Source organism: Streptomyces sp. NPDC048415 (assembly GCF_040651675.1).
In the GTDB taxonomy this organism is placed as follows: Bacteria; Actinomycetota; Actinomycetes; order Streptomycetales; family Streptomycetaceae; genus Streptomyces.
The window spans coordinates 19,339-36,284 of sequence record NZ_JBEZKJ010000064.1; the positions used below are offsets into that span (position 1 = coordinate 19,339).

Here is a 16,946-nt window from a genome sequence, read left to right on the forward strand (position 1 = left end):
ACGGGAACTGCCCCCGGTCCGCGTCACATGAGGGCGGCGGCCTCCTCCATGGAGAGCCCGCCGCCCTCGGCGTACGCCGCCTCGTAGGCGGCGTCGTCGAGTACGGCTCGTACCCCCGCCTCGGCCCGGGAGCGCACCTCGTCCTCCATCGGGCCCATGAAGTGGCCCGGCGGCTGCAAGTGGTCGGCGGCGCCCAGGAGTCGGGCGGCGTCACGGATCCGCCCCCCGCCGTCCAGGCCGGTGAGCGCGATGGCGGCGGTGGTCAGATGCGCGGAGATCATATGCGGCGCGATCATCTGGGCCAGCGGGTCCAGGGATCGCGCCATCGCCTGCCGTGCCTTGTCCAGGGCGCTCGCATGCCGCCCCTCGACCGCGTCCAGCCAGGCCTCCACGCCGAGCATGAACCCGTCGAAGACCACGAAGGTGCTGGCCGCGAACTCCTCACGCAGCAGGCGCATCTGCTCGCGCGCCTCCGTGAGCCGGTCGGTGCGGCCGTACCACATCGCGAGGAAGAGCCGGGCCGCGGGCAGCGCCTCGGTCTGGGCGCCGTGGCCCTCCTCCAGGACCTCGCGCAACATCCGCTCACCCCGCTCCGGCTGCCCCATCTCGAGGTAGATGCCGCCGAGCCGGATCCTGAGCACCGCCGTCTGGGCGCGGGCACCCAGCCGCTCGGCATACGTGGCCGCCTCCAAGTAGTCCGCGGCCGCCGCCTCGTACTCGCCCTTGCGCTCATGGGCCTCGCCGCGCGCCGAGAGCGCCTCGGCGGCGCCCCAGCCGTCTCCGATCCGGCCGAAGATCTCCAACGCCTCGTCGGCGTCGCAGGTCGCGTCGCCCGCCATGTCGGCCCGGTTGGCGCGGATGTTGGCGCGCATCTGGAGGGCGACGGCGAGTTCCCACTCGAGGCCGAGTTCGCGGCAGGTCCTGACCGTCACGTCGACGACCGTGCGCATCCGGTCGATGTCACCGGTGAGCAGGACTGCGTAGAACCAGAGGTAGCCGGGGCAGCGGCAGGTCTGCGGGAGGCCGGGCCGGTAGGCCTCGCTGATGGCGCGCAGCTTCTCCTGGGCGTCGGGGGTCTGCCACAAGTTCAAGTCCATGTCCATACAGGAGAGATGGACGAGGTGCACACCGCGACGGGCCTCTTCGAGGACGTCCGGGCGCATCGGCGGCGGCGCGGCCGTGCAGCTCTCGTAGAGCGGGGCGACCGGGCTCGCGGCCGGCGCGAAGGGGTCGGGGCCGAGGGCCATGACCTCCCGGGACCAGGTGCGGGCGTCGACGCGCTGGTCGCGGATCTGCCAGTACCAGCACAGCGAGAGCACCAGGCAGATCGCCTCCTGCTCGTCGCGCGCGGCGACGGCGCGCCGCAGTGCGGTGCGCAGATTCTCGTACTCGGTTTCGAGGAGCGCGATCGCGGCGACCTGACCGGGGCCGCGCAGTGCCGGGTCGGTGGTGCGGGCGAGTTCGCGGTAGTACGTGAGATGGGCGCGCTCGGCGATCGTCCGGTCGCCGGACTCGTCGAGACGCTCACCGGCGTACTCGGCGACGGTCTCCAGCAGCCGGTAGCGCATGCCCCCTTCGCCGGAAGGGGCGGCGACGACCAGGGATTTGTCGACGAGCGAGCCGAGGGCTTCCAGCGCGGCGGCCCCGCAGACGGCCTCCGCCGCGGCGAGGTCGCAGCCGCCCGCGAAGACGGACAGCCGCCGCAGTACGTCCCGTTCGTCCTCGTCGAGCAGGTCCCAGGACCAGTCGACGACGGCGCGCAGGGTCTGCTGCCGGGGCAGGACGGTACGGCTGCCCGAGGTGAGCAGCCGGAAACGGTCGTCCAGCCGGTCGGCGATCTGCCGGGGAGTGAGCAACCGCAGTCGGGCGGCGGCGAGTTCGATGGCGAGCGGCAGCCCGTCGAGGCGCCTGCAGATCTCCGCGGCCGCCGCAGCAGTCTCGCCGTCGGCGTCGATCCGGAAACCCGGCCGGGCGGCGGCCCCACGGTCGGCGAGCAGCCGCAGCGCGACGGGCTCGGGCAGCGGCTCCACCGGGCGCAGCAACTCCCCCGGTACGCCCAGGGGTTCGCGGCTGGTGGCGAGGACCGTCAGCCCCGGGCAGCGCTCCAGCAGTTCCTCGACCAGGTGCGCGGCGGCGGCCACGACGTGCTCGCAGTTGTCGAGGACGAGCAGCATGCGACGCTTGGCGCAGTGCTCGGCGAGCCGGGTGACGGGGTCGTCGTGCCGGTCGGCCACGGCCCGCATCTCCTCGGCGCCGGCGCCGCGCAGTACGGTCTCGCGGGCGCCGACCGCGGTCAGCACGGCCTCCGGCACCGCCTCCGGATCGTCCACCGGCGCGAGCTCGGCCAGCCACACCCCGTCCCGTGCCGCGGCCCCCACGGCCTCCGCCGCCTCCTGCGACAGCCGCGTCTTCCCGGCCCCACCGGGCCCGAGCAACGTCACGAGCCGCGCCCCCGCCAGATCCCCCCGGATGGCCTCGATGTCGGCCTCCCGGCCCACGAAGGAGGTGAGGCGGGCGCGCAGGTTGCCGGGGGGTGCGGGGCGGGCCGGGGCAAGGAGCGCGGAGCCGAGGGCGTGGGAGGAGTCACCTCGGGAGGAGGTTCGGGCGTCAGGCTCCGCGACAGCGGCAACCTCCGGGGCGGCGCGATGCGCGGCGGTGTTCCCGACGCGCGCCGCGTACGGTCCTGGGCGATGCCCGGTGTGTCCCGCGGCGGTGGCCGGGTCGCCGGACTGGGCACCGTCCAGTCCCCCGCCCCGCCTCCCGGGCCCCACACCGTGCGCCGTCCCGGCAGCGGCCGACGTGCCCGCTCCCGTGGGGGCGAGCAACTCGGCGTACAGCGACCGGAGTTCGGGGCCGGGGTCCGAGCCCAGGCGGTGGGCGAGGAGTTCGCGTACGGACTCGTAGGCGGCGAGCGCCTCGGCGGGGCGGCCCGCGGCGCGCAGGGCGCGCAGGCGGAGGGCGTGGAGGGGCTCGTCCAGCGGGTGGAGGTCGCACAGGGCGGTGAGTTCGGGCAGGGTCTGTTCGGCGTGGCCGAGGGCGACAGTCGCGGTGAGGCGGGCCCGGCGCACGTCGAGGCGCCGGGTCTCCCAGCGGGCCGACTCGGCGGTGCGGTCGGGGAGGTCGGCGAGGGCCGGCCCGTGCCACAGGGCGAGCGCGTCGTCCAGGACGGCGGCCGCCTTCGCCAGGTCGCCGTCGGCGAGCGCCCGCGTGCCCTCCCCCGCGAGCCGCTCGAAACGGTGCAGGTCGACGTCGTCGGCCACCGCCGCCAGCCGGTAACCACCGGCCGGCGACTCCACCGCGTCCGGTCCGAGCGCCCTGCGCAGCCGCCCGACCAGCGCCTGCAGCGCGCCGGGCGCGTCGGCGGGCGGGTCGCCGTCCCACACCTCGTCGACCAGGACGGCCGCGGGCACGGTCCGTCCGGGCCGCAGCGCGAGCACGGTCAGCAGGGCACGCAGCCGCGCCCCGCCGACCGGGACGGGCGTGCCGTCGGGGCTAAGTGCCTGGGTGGTGCCGAGAATGCGGTAGCGCACGGGGTCCATTGTCTCTGGTGGTGTCAGGGGCGGGGGTCCGGTACATCCAGTTCGGCCAGGACCCCGGACCGCCCCCGGTCGAACCACTTCGGGCTGCTCTCCACGGGCTCCAGCGACCGCGCCGCGGGCACCGGTAGGAGACTGCGCGAGCCCGGGGCGGTCTCGGCGAACTCCTGGCGCACCAGGCGGATCGCACGGACCCTGCCCGTGGTCTCGGGCCACCCGCCGCTGTGCCGTTCGACGGCGAGCACTCCGACCATCCGGATTCCCCGTCCGTCTTCCACGCCGGACCGGTCGGCGGGAGCACCGCCCAGCGCGGCCGTCAGCCCGTCCTCCGCCCGCAGGGTCCTGACCGCGCCGCCGTTCTCGTCACGCACCGATGCGACGGGCCCCGAAAGCCTGCTCAGCTCGTCGTGCCGGCCGCCGCCGAGCACATCGTCCGAGTCCATGAGCAGCAGCGGCCAGCTCACCTCGTCGCCGACCGAGAACGGCGTACCGCAGCACTCCATCTGCCAGTCCGCGTAGAACACCCACCATCGCCCCATACCCCCACCCTTCCCGGAACCAATGCCCGATCGCGAGACGTTTTCCGCATGAGCCCGGTACGGTCGGGCAGGCCCGCGCACGTACGTACCAGTCCAGCCAGTCCAGGGAGCCCCATGACCACCGCCGCGTCCCGCCGCAGCGACCGGAGGATCAGTCCCGTCTTCGTCGGGATCGTGGCCGTCATGGCGGTGACCGGCTGGGCGACCTGGACCGGCTTCGCCGAGCAGCCCGGCGTCGCCGTGTTCGTCTTCGTGACGGCCGCGTGGATCGTCTCCCTCTGTCTGCACGAGTACGCGCACGCCCGTACCGCTCTGCACAGCGGCGACATCTCGATCGGCGCGAAGGGCTATCTGACGCTGAACCCGCTGAAGTACACGCACGCGCTGCTGAGCATCGTGCTGCCGGTGATCTTCGTGATCATGGGTGGAATCGGTCTGCCGGGTGGCGCGGTGTTCATCGAGCGGGGCCGTATTCAGGGGCGCTGGAAGCACAGTCTGATCTCGGCGGCGGGGCCACTGACGAACGTGCTGTTCGCGGTGGTCTGCACGGCTCCGTTCTGGCTGCACGCCCTGGACGGCGTGCCCCGCGTCTTCCGGTTCGCCCTCGCCTTCCTCGCCCTGCTCCAGGTCACGGCGGCGATCCTGAACTTCCTGCCGGTCCCTGGGCTTGACGGGTACGGCGTGATCGAGCCCTGGCTGTCGTACAGCGTCAAGCGCCAGGTGGAGCCGTTCGCGCCGTTCGGCCTGCTCTTCGTGTTCGCGCTGCTGTGGGTCCCGTCGGTCAACACCGCGTTCTTCGACATGATCGACGCGATCCTGCGCGGCCTGGGCATCAGCGACGTCGACTCGTACTGCGGCCAGGCGGTCTACCGCTTCTGGCAGGGCACCAACGCGTTCTGCTCGGTCAGCCCGTGACGGACTTGCCCCGGGCCGCCCGGCCACGGCGCAGGTAGTACCACGTCATGTTGGACGACAGCCCCGCCAGCAGTACCCACACGATCCCCAGCCAGCTGCCCTGCGCGAAGGAGACGACGGCGGCGGCGACGGAGAGGACACACACGGCGAGGGCATAGGCGGCGAGGCGGGGCATGGGGGTCGGCTCCTGTCGGGGGGACACTGCTTGCCACCAGTGTCCCCCACGCGACTCAGACGTCGGTCACCCGCAGGCCCGCGTGCGCCTTGTAGCGCCGGTTCACCGAGATCAGGTTCGCCACCAGGGACTCGACCTGGTGGGCGTTGCGCAGCCGGCCGGAGAAGACGCCGCGCATGCCGGGGATGCGGCCGGCGAGGGCCTGGACGATCTCGACGTCGGCGCGCTCCTCGCCGAGGACCATCACGTCGGTGTCGATCTCCTCGATCTCCGGGTCCTGGAGGAGGACGGCGGAGAGATGGTGGAAGGCGGCGGCGACCCGCGAGTCCGGCAGCAGGGCGGCGGCCTGTTCGGCGGCGCTGCCCTCCTCCGGCTTCAGCGCGTACGCGCCCTTCTTGTCGAACCCGAGCGGGTTGACGCAGTCGACGACGAGCTTGCCGGCCAGCTCCTCGCGCAGCGATGCGAGGGTCTTGCCATGGCCCTCCCACGGTACGGCGACGATCACGATGTCGCTGCGGCGCGCGGTCTCGGCGTTGTCGGCGCCCTCGACGCCGTGCCCGAGCTCCTCGGCGGCGGCCTGCGCACGCTCGGCGGCCCGCGAGCCGATGATCACCTTCTGGCCGGCCCGGGCGAGCCGGTAGGCGAGGCCCTTGCCCTGGGGGCCGGTGCCGCCGAGCACGCCGACGACGAGCCCGGACACGTCGGGCAGATCCCAGGGGTCCTTGGCGGGGGCCTTCTGCGGGCGGTCGGCGGAGGCACTGTCAGTAGAGGTCATGGGCCGACTTTACGTGCGCGGGCGCGGCGGGTGGGGGTCAGGTGAGGGCGGTCACGGGGATGCGCCGGAAGGTGATCGTCTCGTACGCGCCGAAGTCGCCCGTCTCGTAGAGGAGGCCGACGGTCGTGGCGTCGACGCGTACGAGATCGCAGTACGCGGCGGGCAGTCCGTCCACCGTGTACGCGGGCCGCCAGGTGGTGCCGCCGTCGGTGGAGGCGCGGACGGTCATCAGGGCGCGGAAGGCGGGATCTGCGGGGCCCGAGTACAGGAGCAGGTCGGGATCGCGGAGCTGGAGGAGGCTGCCCTGGACGACGGGGGTGACGAGTCCGGCCTGCGGACGGAAGGGCTTCTCCAGGCTTCTGCCGCCGTCGCGGGAGTGGGCGTCGGCGCGGTTGCCGGGGGACGGGGAGTCGTTGCGGGTGTTGAAGTAGACGCGGCCGTCGGGGAGTTCGGCGGCGGTCGTCTCGTTGACGTTGATGTAGCCGTTGGTGTTCTCGTCGAGGTAACCGAGGTACCAGCTCTCGCCGCGGTCGTCGCTGAGCAGGCAGTGGCCGCTGTTGTACTTCGCCTCGGTGCCGTTGTCCGTGCCGGTGGGCGGCAGGGTGTGGTTGCCGGGGACGACGACCCGGCCGGTGGTCAGCTGGATCGCGTGCCCGGGCGTGGTGGCGTACCACCGCCAACTCGCCTTCTTCACCTGCCCGGTGATCTCCTTCGGGCCCGACCAGGTGACCCCGTCGTCGTCGCTGCGCTGCACCCAGACACGCCGCCCGTCGGCCGCCTTCACCTTGCCGCGCAGGAGGGCGTCCTCGCTCGCGGTGGCCGCGCTGCGGACGTGTACGAGGAGGACGCGGCCGGTGTCGAGGACGACGGGTGCCGGGTTGCCCGCGACGTTGTCGCCGTTCTTGGCGACGGCCTGGAGGGGGCCCCAGGTGCGGCCGCCGTCCGTGGACCGCTTCAGGACGATGTCGATGTCGCCGTGGTCGTGCGCGGAGGCGACCCGACCCTCGCAGAAGGCGAGGAGCGTGCCCGCAGCGGTGGCGACGATGGCGGGTATCCGGTAGCTGGCGTAGCCTTCGCGGCCGCCGCGGAAGGGGACGCTGGTCTCTGTCATCGCGGGCTCCTCGGTGCAGCGCCTTGTGGGGTCGGTGGTGCGGGCCTCTGCCCAACTTGGGCGAATTCGTGGTGAACTCCGGGTCACGAGTGGCCGGTTGCGGCAAGATGCGCGTCCATGGATGCCGTACGGGTCGCGTTGCTGCGCGAAGTGCTCGCCGGGACCGAGTGGCTGGGCGCCACGCGACGGTTCGCCGGGGCGCTTCGGGGGTCCGTGGTGTCGCACGGGGGCGGGTTGCTGCTGGTCGGTACGGAGGAGTACGAGCCCTGGCATCTCGCGGCGCATCTGGTGGACGAGGCGGCGTGGTCGGGGATGCCGGAGCTGTCGCCGACGTTGGTCCGGCACGGGGCGCGGGAGTCGGATCCGGCCCATCTGGCGGTGGGGCTGGGGCGTATCGAGGCGGCTCGGCGGGGGGAGACGTTGCTCGTGGTGTCGCCGTCCGCGCCGGGGGCGCCGCTGCTGGAGCGGATTCATGACGCCCGGCAGGCCGGGGCGACGGTGCTCGCGCTGGCCTCGGAGGATCGGGAGCTGTCGGCTCTGGCCCACGAGGCGCTGGTCGTGCCGGCGGATCCTGAGCTCGATCTCGATACCGTGCAGCATCTGGTGAGTGCGGCGGCTGGGGAGCAGGTGGTGCCCTCGCCTCGGGGGCGACGGCGCCTGCGTGACCGGTTGTCCCGCTTCGCGGATCAGTTGACGGCTCCGCCGTCATATCGGTGGTAGGGGTTCCGCTCGCCCTCGACGGGCCGTTGTCGTCGCCGCTTCGCGGAGCCTTTCCCACCCACCCGCCCCTCTCGGTCCTGCTTCCCGCCTGCGGCGGACAGCCTCGCCTTCTCACCCACCCGCCCGTCTCAGTCCTGCTACCCGCCTGCGGCGGACAGCCTCGCCTTCTCACCCACCCGCCCGTCTCAGTCCTGCTACCCGCCTGCGGCGGACAGCCTCGCCTTCTCACCCACTCACCCGTCTCAGTCCTGCTACCCGCCTGCGGCGGACAGCCTCGCTTTCCCACCCACTCGCCCGTCTCGGTCCTCCTTCCCGCCTGCGGCGGCCAGCTCGAAAAAAGCAGTTGCCCTTCCTTCGCGGCGGCGCTGAGCATGGCCCGTCGTGACCTCCTCCTCCCGGCTTCGTGCCCTGCTGCCCGATCTCGCCCCCTGGCGGGCCTCCGCCGATTTTCGGCGGCTGTGGGTGGCGGGACTGGTCACGAACTTCGGGAGCTTTCTGACGTTCGTCGCGCTGCCGGTGCAGATGAAGGTGCTGACCGGGTCGGCGGTGGCCGTCGGGGCGATCGGGGCCGTGGAACTGGTGCCGCTGGTGGTGTTCGGACTGTACGGCGGCGAACTCGCCGACGCCCTGGACAAGCGGAAGCTGATCGTCTACACCGAGGCGGGGCAGGGCGTGCTGTGCGCCGGGCTGCTCGTGAACGCCGTGACGCCGAACCCCGCCGTCTGGCCGTTGTACGTGGTCGCCGCGCTCTCCGCCGCGCTCGGCGCGGTCCAGCGGCCCGCGATGGACTCGCTCACGCCGCGGATCGTGGCGCACGAGCACCTGCCGGCCGCCGGCGCGCTCAACTCCCTGCAGTGGACGGTGAGCGGCGTCGCGGGCCCGGCGTTCGCGGGCGTCGTCGTGGCGTACGCCGGGCTGGGCTGGGCGTACGCCGCCGACCTCGCGACCTTCGTCGTGTCGGTGGCGCTGATCGTGGGGATCGCCGCGTCGCCCGCGTCGCACGGGGCCACGAAGCCGTCCCTGCGGTCCGTCGCGGAGGGGGCGCGGTACGCGTGGAGCCGCAAGGAACTCCTCGGTACGTACGTGATCGACCTCGCGGCGATGTTCTTCGCGATGCCGCTCGCGGTGTTGCCGTTCCTCGCGGACGAGCTGGACGCCGAGTGGTCGTTGGGGTTGATGTATGCGACGGTGCCGGCCGGGTCCCTGCTGGTGAGCCTCACCGGCGGGTGGACCTCCCGCATCCATCGGCACGGGCGGATGGTCGCCCTCGCGGCGGTGTGCTGGGGGCTGGCCATGGCCGGCGCGGGTGTGGCGCACAACCTGTGGCTGGTGCTGCTCTTTCTCATGCTCGGGGGCTGCTGCGACATGGTCAGCGGGATTTTTCGTGCCGCCATCTGGAATCAGACGATTCCGGACGAGCTGCGGGGGCGTCTCGCCGGGATCGAGTTGCTGTCGTACTCCGTGGGCCCGCAGCTCGGCCAGGTCCGGGCCGGCGGGATGGCCGCGTGGACGAGCGTGCGGACGTCGGTCTGGGCGGGCGGGGTGATCTGTGTCGGGGCGGTGGGGGCGCTCGCCCTGTGCCTTCCGAAGCTGATGGCGTATGACGTCCGCACGAACGAGCACGCGGTGCGGTCGCGCTCCGCGCGTGAGGGTGGGGCCCCGGCTTCGGTCTGACGGGCGGCGCGGGCCGGCCGGCGGCCCGCAGCCGCCGACGGCGGTCGGCCCCCACAGGGGAGCTGTGCTTGTCAGATAACGGTTACGGGCCGTGCGGGTGGGAAACAGCCCGGCCGCAGGCCGGGCGCACTCTCACCGGCCCGCACCCAGGCTCAACGCTCGCCCCGCCACCGGCCCCGTCTCAGTCGTCCTCAGTCCCCTCTGTCGGGCCCGGCGCGTCGTGCCACTTGGGGTCCGTTTCCCACTCGAGGTTGCGTTCGCGGGCGGTCTCCATCGCGTGTTCCGCCTCCGCGCGAGTGGCGTACGGACCGAAGCGGTCCTTGGCGGGGCACTCGGGGCCCTCCTCGACCTTCTTGTGCTCCAGGCAGTAGTACCACTCGCCGGGCTTGCCGACGGTCCGCTTCTTGAAGAGGGCCATGACCGGCTCCTTTCGCCACGGACATGGTGCCCCACGCCCGCTGGTTAGACTCGCTGGCATGTCTGGCCAGTCGCTGCTCGTACCAGGGGAGCTCTCTCCCACCCGTCCCGTCCCGGGAAACATCCGGCGTCCCGAGTACGTGGGCAAGCCCGCCCCCACGCCGTACACCGGACCGGAGGTGCAGACGCCCGAGACGATCGAGGCGATGCGGATCGCCGGGCGCATCGCCGCGCAGGCGATGGCAGAGGCCGCGAAGCTCATCGCGCCGGGTGTGACGACGGACGAGCTGGACCGGGTGGCACACGACTACATGTGTGACCACGGCGCCTACCCCTCGACCCTCGGCTACCGCGGTTTCCCCAAGTCGCTGTGCACCTCCGTCAACGAGGTCATCTGCCACGGCATCCCGGACTCCACCGTCCTGCGGGACGGCGACATCATCAACCTCGACGTGACGGCGTACATCGGCGGGGTGCACGGCGACAACAACGCGACGTACCTCGTCGGCGACGTCGACGAGGAGAGCAGGCTCCTCGTGGAGCGGACCCGCGAGTCGCTCGACCGCGCCATCAAGGCCGTCAAGCCCGGCCGCCAGATCAACATCATCGGCCGGGTCATCGAGTCGTACGCGAAGAGGTTCGGGTACGGGGTGGTGCGGGACTTCACCGGGCACGGGATCAACTCCTCCTTCCACTCCGGACTGATCGTTCCGCACTACGACAGCCCGCACGCGACCTCCGTCATCCAGCCCGGGATGACCTTCACCATCGAGCCCATGCTCACGCTGGGTACGCACGAGTACGACATGTGGGACGACGGGTGGACCGTCGTGACGAAGGACCGCAAGCGCACGGCGCAGTTCGAGCACACGCTCGTCGTCACCGACAGTGGCGCCGAGATCCTGACGCTGCCGTAGTCGCGGTCGCCCGCTCGCCTGCGCGCCTCCTGAAGCCCGCCCTGTCCACAGGGCGGGCTTTGCCATGTGAGCGTGATCGGGAATCGGGGTACCGTTTTACCGACAGGGCGTCGGTAACTGGCACCGGAGGTCTTCATGCAGGCGTTCTCCACCCTCATCCGCACCGCCTCGCACGAGCAGCACACGGAGGCGGAGACCTCGACGTTCATGAGCGACCTGCTCGGCGGCCGGCTCGGCGTCAAGGCGTACGCGCGCTACACCGAACAACTGTGGTTCGTGTACGAGGCGTTGGAGGCGGACACCGAGCGGCTGGCCGTCGATCCGGTGGCCGCCCCCTTCATCCGGCCCGAACTGCTGCGCCGCACCGCCCTCGAGCGGGACCTGGCCCATCTGCGGGGCCCCGGCTGGCGCGCGACGCTCACCGCACTGCCCGCGACCCGGGCCTACGCCGCCCGCGTCACGCAGTGCGCCCGCGACTGGCCGGGCGGCTACGTCGCCCACCACTACACCCGTTACCTCGGCGACCTCTCCGGAGGCCAGATCATCCGCGGCAAGGCAGAGCGGACCTGGGGCTTCGCCCGCAAGGGTGACGGCGTCCGCTTCTACGTCTTCGAGGACATCGCCAACCCGGCGGCGTTCAAGCGGAGTTACCGCGAACTCCTGGACGGGATCCAGGCGGACGACCTGGAGAAGCAGCGCATCGTCACGGAATGCAAGCGGGCGTTCGCCCTGAACACGGCGGTCTTTCGGGCGCTGGGAGAAGAGTTCCCCCTGACGGCGTGATGCCCCATTTCAGCCCGTCCGGCGTTTGAGGACGAGCGCGAAGCGCGACACGGGGGGCCTGGGGGGCAGAGCCCCCCCAGTTACGGGACGGGTAGGGGCGGAGGGGGCGAAAACCCCGTAGGGCCCCCACCCGCTCACCGCTCCAGCCGCACCCGACCCCCCACCTCGACCCATCCCCCCGGCTGCGGCGCGGTAAGGATCTGGGACCCGACACCCTGAACGATATTGAGCGCACGCCCCAGCTGATGGGTCAGCAGCAGCGCCGCCGCCCCCGTGGCCTCGTCCTCCTCGATCCCATCACCCCGCCCGGGAAACGCCCGAGCCCGCACCCGCCCCCCGGCCTCGTCCTCAAAGGCCCACGCGTACACCCACTCCCCCGGCGCCGGAACGGCGAGCGCGTCGACCTCGGCGGCGGACCCGTACCGCCGCAGCGTCCGCCCCGGCGCCCACTCGGCCCGCGCCTCGATCCAGCTGAACTCCCCGTCCAGCCGCACCCCCACCACCCCGGCGGGCGTGACCAGTTCGGGCACATCGAGCAGCCAGCCCACCCCGACACACGGATGTCCGGCGAACGGCAACCGCAGCGTCGGCGTGTAGATGTCGATGACTCCCCGCTCGGGGTCGTCGACGAACACGGTCTCGCTGAACCCGAGCTTCGCGGCCAGCGCCTGCCGTTCCTCACGGTCCGGGATCACCGAGCCCTCGCGCACCACACCGAGCTCATTGCCGTACCCACCGCCGGGTCCACAGAAGACCCGCAGCACGTCGTAGTCAGTCACTCCGGCATTCAAACACCACGCGCGCGGCGAGCGCGTCGAGAGCTCCCGCCGGAAGACGAGACCCTTGACCATCGCTTGACCATTTCATGGGGTTTGCTTTGATCCGCCGTGATCAAGCCGTGCCCGTACGTCGTCCGTGAGAGCTGAATCACCGGGCAGGTGGGTATCAGTGAGGCAAGCCTCAGATAAGTTAGGCCAGCCTCACCAACCCCGCGCGGGGCTCACCGTGCGGTTTGTCCGACTTCTCTTGGAGCCTGAATGCGAGCCGTCCGACTCTCAGTTGTCACCGCTGCCGCCACCGCGGCCGCTCTGACCGCCGTCACGGGCTGCACCGAGAAGAGCGACGCCAAGGGCGCGGGCGCGATCCAGGTGACCGCCGCCGACTCCAAGTGCGACACCTCGGCGAAGTCGGTTCCGGCCGGCCAAGTCACCCTGAAAGTCGAGAACACCGGCTCGAAGGCCACCGAGGTCGAGATCGTCTTCCCGGACGACCGGATCGTCTCCGAGAAGGAGAACATCGGCCCGGGCACCAAGTACACGCTGACCGCCGAGGTGAAGGCGGGCACGTACGAGATCGCCTGCCGCCCGGGCATGAAGGGCCACGGCGTCCGTCAGAAGCTCACGGTCACCGGCGGCAAGGTCGCCCAGCGCGACCCGCGCCTCGACAAGGCCGTCGCCGCCTACCGCGAGTACGCGCAGACGCAGGCCGACGAGACGCTGCCCAAGGCCGAGGCGTTCGCCAAGGCGATCAAGGCCGGTGACATCGAGGCCGCGAAGAAGGAGTTCGCCACCTCGCGCCTGGGCTGGGAGCGCACCGAGCCCGTCGCGGAGTCCTTCGGTGACATCGACCCGAAGGTCGACGTCCGCGCGGACGGCCTGGAGGACGGCCAGAAGTGGACGGGCTGGCACCGTCTGGAGAAGGCCCTCTGGCAGGACAAGAAGACCGGCGCCGAGGAGAAGACCCTGGCCGACAAGCTGGTGAGCGATCTGACCGACTGGCAGAAGCGGGTCGGCAAGGCCGAGATCACCCCGACCTCCATGGCCAACGGCGCCAAGGAGCTGCTCGACGAGGTCGCCACCGGCAAGGTCACCGGCGAGGAGGACCGCTACTCGCACACCGACCTCAGCGACTTCAAGGGCAATGTCGAGGGCGCGCAGAAGGCGTACAAGCTGCTGAAGCCGGTCGCCAAGGAGAACGACGCCGCGCTGACCACGGAGCTCGACCAGCAGTTCGCGGCGCTCAACACGCTGCTCGACAAGTACCGCGCGGACAAGGCCTCGTACGACTTCACCTCGTACGACAAGGTCGGCAAGGCCGACCGCAAGGAGCTCTCGGACGCGGTCAACGCGCTCGCCGAGCCCCTGTCCAAGCTCGCCGCCGCCGTCGTGAAGTAGGAGCCGCACCGATGACGGAGACCACGGAAGCCACCGTGGAGGCAGCAGACGCCTCCGCCCCCTCCCGGCGTTCGCTGATCGGCTGGGGCGGTGCCGGGCTCGCGCTCGGTGCCGCCGCGGCCGGCGGAGCCGTGGCGATGACCCGTACCGGCCACGACGTGGACCCGACCGCCGCCGAGACGGGCGCCGCGGTCGCCTTCCACGGCGCGCACCAGGCGGGCATCGCGACGCCGGTGCAGGACCGGCTGCACTTCGCCGCGTTCGACGTGAAGACGGACGACCGCGCCGAGTTCGTCCAGCTGCTCAAGGACTGGACCGAGGCCGCGCGGCGGATCACCGCCGGGCACGCGGTGGGCGAGGGCGCCTACGGCGGTCTGGCCGAGGCACCGCCGGACGACACCGGTGAGGCGCTGGGCCTCAAACCGTCGCGGCTGACGCTGACGATCGGCTTCGGCCCTTCTCTCTTCGAGAAGTTCGGGCTGAACGACCAGCGGCCCGAGGCCTTGGTGGACCTGCCGAAGTTCCCGGGCGACAACCTGGAGAAGGCGCGCAGCAACGGCGACCTGTGCATCCAGGCCTGCGCGGACGATCCGCAGGTCGCTGTGCACGCCATCCGCAACCTCGCCCGCATCGGCTTCGGCAAGGTCGCCATCCGCTGGTCCCAGCTGGGCTTCGGCAAGACGTCGTCCACGACCCCGGACGCGCAGACCCCGCGCAACCTGATGGGCTTCAAGGACGGCACCCGCAACATCGCGGGCACCGAGACGGACCGGCTGAAGAAGTTCGTGTGGGTGGGCGACGGCGACGGTCCCGGCTGGATGGCCGGCGGCTCGTATCTCGTCGCCCGGCGCATCCGCATGAACATCGAGACCTGGGACCGCACTTCGCTCCAGGAGCAGGAGGACGTCTTCGGCCGCGACAAGGGCGAGGGCGCGCCCGTCGGCAAGGCGAAGGAGCGCGACGAGCCGTTCCTGAAGGCGATGAAGCCGGACGCGCATGTGCGGCTCGCGCACCCCGCCTCCAACGACGGCATCACGATCCTGCGCCGCGGCTACTCCTTCACGGACGGCACGGACGGCCTCGGCCGGCTGGAGGCGGGCCTGTTCTTCCTCGCCTATCAGCGTGACGTCCGCAAGGGTTTCATCCCGCTGCAGCGCAGCCTTTCGCGCTCCGACGCGCTCAACGAGTACATCCAGCACGTGAGTTCGGCGCTCTTCGCCGTCCCGCCCGGCGTCCGGGACAAGGACGACTGGTGGGGCCGCACGCTGTTCTCCAAGGAGGCGTAGCCCGTGTTCAGCAACTACCTGATCGGCCTGCGCGAGGGCCTCGAAGCCAGCCTCGTCGTCTGCATCCTCATCGCCTACCTGGTGAAGACGGACCGCAAGGACGCCCTGAAGCCGATCTGGATCGGCATCGGCGTGGCGGTCGCCCTGGCGTTCGGCTTCGGCTGCGCGCTCGAGTTCGGCTCTCAGGAGATGACGTTCCAGGCCCAGGAGGCGCTCGGCGGCTCGCTGTCGATCCTCGCCGTCGGCCTGGTGACGTGGATGGTCTTCTGGATGCGGCGCACGGCCCGGCATCTGAAGTCCGAGCTGCACGGCAAGCTGGACGCGGCCCTCGCGATGGGCACGGGCGCGCTGGTGGCGACCGCGTTCCTGGCGGTCGGCCGGGAGGGTCTGGAGACGGCCCTGTTCGTGTGGGCGTCGGTGCACGCGGCCAGCGACGGCACACCCCGCCCGCTGATCGGTGTCGCCCTGGGTCTGGCCACCGCGGTCTTCCTCGGCTGGCTCTTCTACCGCGGCGCCCTGAAGATCAACCTCGCCAAGTTCTTCACCTGGACCGGCGGCATGCTGGTCGTCGTGGCGGCCGGTGTCCTCGCGTACGGGGTCCACGACCTCCAGGAGGCCGACTTCATCCCGGGCCTGACGAGCCTGGCCTTCGACATCAGCAACACCATCGATCCGACGAGCTGGTACGGCACCCTCCTGAAGGGCGTCTTCAACTTCCAGCCCGACCCGACCGTCCTCCAGGTCACGGTGTGGGCGCTGTACCTGGTCCCGACGCTCGCGATCTTCCTCGCCCCGGTAGGGTTCGCCTCCGGGAAGGGGAAGGTGAAGGCACCTGATGAGCAGGGATCGCGCGGGTCGCAGCCCACGAAGGCTTCGTAGTCTCAACCAATTCGCCCTGGCGACGGGGGCGGTGACCGTTCTGTCCTTGACGGCGAGCGGCTGCGTGGTGGTGCACGGCGAGCGGGAGATCGTGCCCGCCGCGACCCGCACCGAGGCCGCCCGCGCGCTGAAGGACTTCACCACCGCGTACAACAAGGCCGACAAGGCGTACGACCGTTCGCTGGACGCCGACCGGGTCACCGGGCCGCTCGCCGACATCGACGGCGCCAAGCTCGAGGCCGGGCACAAGAACAACCCGGGCGGCAATCCGACGCATTCGCCGCTGAAGTTCTCCGACGCCAAGTTCGTGGTACCGGAGAAGGCCGCCTGGCCGCGCTGGTTCGTGGCGGACGCCGCGGCCAACAAGGGCCTGGCGGACAGCCGTTGGCTGCTCGTCTTCACCCGCGCGGGCGCGAACGACGTGTGGCAGGTCTCGTATCTCACCGTCCTCGCCGCCACCGACGTACCGAAGTTCAAGACGGACGAGAACGGCTGGGCGCAGCCGGTCACGGCCGACGACGCGGCCCTGGCGATCGAGCCGGAGAAGCTGAGCCAGACGTACGCGACGTATCTGAAGGCCGGCGGTGACACCTTCGCCGCGGGTACGCACACCTCGCAGTGGCGGGCCCAGCGCAAGAAGTTCGCCAGCAAGCCCGGCCTCGCCCGGCAGTACATCGACGAACCGCTGGCCTCGGGCGACTACGCTCCCGTGGGCCTGCGCACCGCGGACGGCGGCGCCCTGGTCTTCTTCACCACGCACCGCTACGAGAAGCAGACCGCCGCGGCGGGCACCGAGATCCCCGCCCCCACGGCCGACGTCAAGGCCCTCACCACCGGCGAGATCAAACAGTCCCTCACCCTGGAGTTCATCTCCAACCAGGCGGCCCTGGACCCGGCGAAGGGATCGGGGGATCAGAAGGTGGCGGTACTTGGGCGGATTGAGGGGCTTACGGGGGCGGAGGGCGAGTAACGGCCGCTACCGCTACCGCTGTGGGCAGGCGTTTTCGCGGGGCGATGGGGGTCCCCGCTCGAGCGAAGCCGAGAG

General features: G+C 71.5%; 16 protein-coding genes. 9 read left to right on the plus strand and 7 right to left on the minus strand.

Annotated features, from left to right (window positions below):
- Positions 1-23: 23 nt before the first annotated feature.
- Together AB0D27_RS31640 and AB0D27_RS31645 are read right to left on the minus strand one after the other, a co-directional pair.
- Positions 24-3,539 (minus strand): BTAD domain-containing putative transcriptional regulator, encoded by a 3,516-nt coding sequence (locus AB0D27_RS31640; protein WP_362515634.1) that lies wholly within the window; start codon positions 3,537-3,539, stop codon positions 24-26.
- Positions 3,540-3,553: 14 nt separating this feature from the next.
- Positions 3,554-4,075 (minus strand): DUF6578 domain-containing protein, encoded by a 522-nt coding sequence (locus AB0D27_RS31645; protein ID WP_362515635.1) that lies wholly within the window; start codon positions 4,073-4,075, stop codon positions 3,554-3,556.
- Positions 4,076-4,189: 114 nt separating this feature from the next.
- Between AB0D27_RS31645 and AB0D27_RS31650 the strand changes: the two genes are divergently transcribed.
- Positions 4,190-4,990, plus strand: coding sequence for a site-2 protease family protein (locus tag AB0D27_RS31650; protein ID WP_362515637.1), 801 nt, complete (start codon positions 4,190-4,192; stop codon positions 4,988-4,990).
- Here AB0D27_RS31650 and AB0D27_RS31655 read toward each other — a convergent pair.
- From AB0D27_RS31655 to AB0D27_RS31665, 3 genes are read right to left on the minus strand one after another with little or no spacing between them, the layout of a single operon-like run.
- Positions 4,980-5,165 carry a hypothetical protein gene (locus tag AB0D27_RS31655; protein WP_362515638.1) on the minus strand — a complete coding sequence of 62 codons (186 nt, stop codon included), beginning with the start codon at positions 5,163-5,165 and terminating at the stop codon, positions 4,980-4,982. The two genes, AB0D27_RS31650 and AB0D27_RS31655, sit on opposite strands and share 11 nt — an antisense overlap.
- Before the next feature lie 55 nt (positions 5,166-5,220).
- On the minus strand, positions 5,221-5,940 hold the full coding sequence (gene npdG, locus AB0D27_RS31660) for an NADPH-dependent F420 reductase (protein ID WP_362515640.1): 720 nt from the start codon (positions 5,938-5,940) through the stop codon (positions 5,221-5,223).
- Positions 5,941-5,977: 37 nt separating this feature from the next.
- Positions 5,978-7,051 (minus strand): sialidase family protein, encoded by a 1,074-nt coding sequence (locus AB0D27_RS31665; protein WP_362515641.1) that lies wholly within the window; start codon positions 7,049-7,051, stop codon positions 5,978-5,980.
- Positions 7,052-7,168: 117 nt separating this feature from the next.
- On the opposite strand from AB0D27_RS31665, the gene AB0D27_RS31670 reads away from it, so the two are divergent.
- Entirely contained in the window at positions 7,169-7,771 is a 603-nt protein-coding gene (locus AB0D27_RS31670; protein WP_362515643.1) for a hypothetical protein, read from the plus strand.
- A 381-nt stretch (positions 7,772-8,152) separates the two neighbouring features.
- Positions 8,153-9,445 (plus strand): MFS transporter, encoded by a 1,293-nt coding sequence (locus tag AB0D27_RS31675; RefSeq protein WP_362515644.1) that lies wholly within the window; start codon positions 8,153-8,155, stop codon positions 9,443-9,445.
- Positions 9,446-9,626: 181 nt separating this feature from the next.
- Here AB0D27_RS31675 and AB0D27_RS31680 read toward each other — a convergent pair whose 3' ends face one another.
- Entirely contained in the window at positions 9,627-9,863 is a 237-nt protein-coding gene (locus tag AB0D27_RS31680; protein ID WP_362515645.1) for a hypothetical protein, read from the minus strand.
- A gap of 58 nt (positions 9,864-9,921) precedes the next feature.
- Between AB0D27_RS31680 and map the strand changes: the two genes are divergently transcribed.
- Entirely contained in the window at positions 9,922-10,779 is an 858-nt protein-coding gene (gene map, locus AB0D27_RS31685) for a type I methionyl aminopeptidase (RefSeq protein ID WP_362515647.1), read from the plus strand.
- A 135-nt stretch (positions 10,780-10,914) separates the two neighbouring features.
- A complete protein-coding gene (locus tag AB0D27_RS31690; protein WP_362515648.1) occupies positions 10,915-11,562 on the plus strand; it encodes a biliverdin-producing heme oxygenase in 648 nt (215 codons plus the stop codon).
- 134 nt (positions 11,563-11,696) lie between these two features.
- Here AB0D27_RS31690 and AB0D27_RS31695 read toward each other — a convergent pair whose 3' ends face one another.
- A complete protein-coding gene (locus AB0D27_RS31695) occupies positions 11,697-12,341 on the minus strand; it encodes a PhzF family phenazine biosynthesis protein (RefSeq protein ID WP_362515649.1) in 645 nt (214 codons plus the stop codon).
- Between the two features lie 258 nt (positions 12,342-12,599).
- Here AB0D27_RS31695 and efeO point away from each other — a divergent pair, with 258 nt between their 5' ends.
- From efeO to AB0D27_RS31715, 4 genes are read left to right on the plus strand one after another with little or no spacing between them, the layout of a single operon-like run.
- Positions 12,600-13,736, plus strand: a complete 1,137-nt coding sequence (efeO, locus tag AB0D27_RS31700) for an iron uptake system protein EfeO (protein WP_362515651.1) — start codon at positions 12,600-12,602, stop codon at positions 13,734-13,736.
- A gap of 11 nt (positions 13,737-13,747) precedes the next feature.
- Positions 13,748-15,022, plus strand: a complete 1,275-nt coding sequence (efeB, locus tag AB0D27_RS31705; protein ID WP_362515652.1) for an iron uptake transporter deferrochelatase/peroxidase subunit — start codon at positions 13,748-13,750, stop codon at positions 15,020-15,022.
- Positions 15,023-15,025: 3 nt separating this feature from the next.
- Positions 15,026-15,901: an iron uptake transporter permease EfeU gene (efeU, locus tag AB0D27_RS31710; protein ID WP_362515654.1), complete on the plus strand. Its 876-nt coding sequence runs from the start codon at positions 15,026-15,028 to the stop codon at positions 15,899-15,901.
- The gene (locus tag AB0D27_RS31715; RefSeq protein WP_362515655.1) at positions 15,858-16,871 is read left to right on the plus strand and encodes a hypothetical protein; all 1,014 of its coding nucleotides are present in this window, start codon (positions 15,858-15,860) and stop codon (positions 16,869-16,871) included. The genes efeU and AB0D27_RS31715 overlap by 44 nt, the downstream gene beginning before the upstream one ends.
- Positions 16,872-16,946: the final 75 nt, after the last annotated feature.

What these genes read in the sequence shown, in the direction of transcription:
- AB0D27_RS31640 (WP_362515634.1), bottom strand. Translation starts at nt 3,539, where the DNA reads ATGGACCCCGTGCGCTACCGCATTCTCGGCACCACCCAGGCACTTAGC.
- AB0D27_RS31645 (WP_362515635.1), bottom strand. Translation starts at nt 4,075, where the DNA reads ATGGGGCGATGGTGGGTGTTCTACGCGGACTGGCAGATGGAGTGCTGC.
- AB0D27_RS31650 (WP_362515637.1), top strand. Translation starts at nt 4,190, where the DNA reads ATGACCACCGCCGCGTCCCGCCGCAGCGACCGGAGGATCAGTCCCGTC.
- AB0D27_RS31655 (WP_362515638.1), bottom strand. Translation starts at nt 5,165, where the DNA reads ATGCCCCGCCTCGCCGCCTATGCCCTCGCCGTGTGTGTCCTCTCCGTC.
- npdG (WP_362515640.1), bottom strand. Translation starts at nt 5,940, where the DNA reads ATGACCTCTACTGACAGTGCCTCCGCCGACCGCCCGCAGAAGGCCCCC.
- AB0D27_RS31665 (WP_362515641.1), bottom strand. Translation starts at nt 7,051, where the DNA reads ATGACAGAGACCAGCGTCCCCTTCCGCGGCGGCCGCGAAGGCTACGCC.
- AB0D27_RS31670 (WP_362515643.1), top strand. Translation starts at nt 7,169, where the DNA reads ATGGATGCCGTACGGGTCGCGTTGCTGCGCGAAGTGCTCGCCGGGACC.
- AB0D27_RS31680 (WP_362515645.1), bottom strand. Translation starts at nt 9,863, where the DNA reads ATGGCCCTCTTCAAGAAGCGGACCGTCGGCAAGCCCGGCGAGTGGTAC.
- map (WP_362515647.1), top strand. Translation starts at nt 9,922, where the DNA reads ATGTCTGGCCAGTCGCTGCTCGTACCAGGGGAGCTCTCTCCCACCCGT.
- AB0D27_RS31690 (WP_362515648.1), top strand. Translation starts at nt 10,915, where the DNA reads ATGCAGGCGTTCTCCACCCTCATCCGCACCGCCTCGCACGAGCAGCAC.
- efeO (WP_362515651.1), top strand. Translation starts at nt 12,600, where the DNA reads ATGCGAGCCGTCCGACTCTCAGTTGTCACCGCTGCCGCCACCGCGGCC.
- efeB (WP_362515652.1), top strand. Translation starts at nt 13,748, where the DNA reads ATGACGGAGACCACGGAAGCCACCGTGGAGGCAGCAGACGCCTCCGCC.
- AB0D27_RS31715 (WP_362515655.1), top strand. Translation starts at nt 15,858, where the DNA reads ATGAGCAGGGATCGCGCGGGTCGCAGCCCACGAAGGCTTCGTAGTCTC.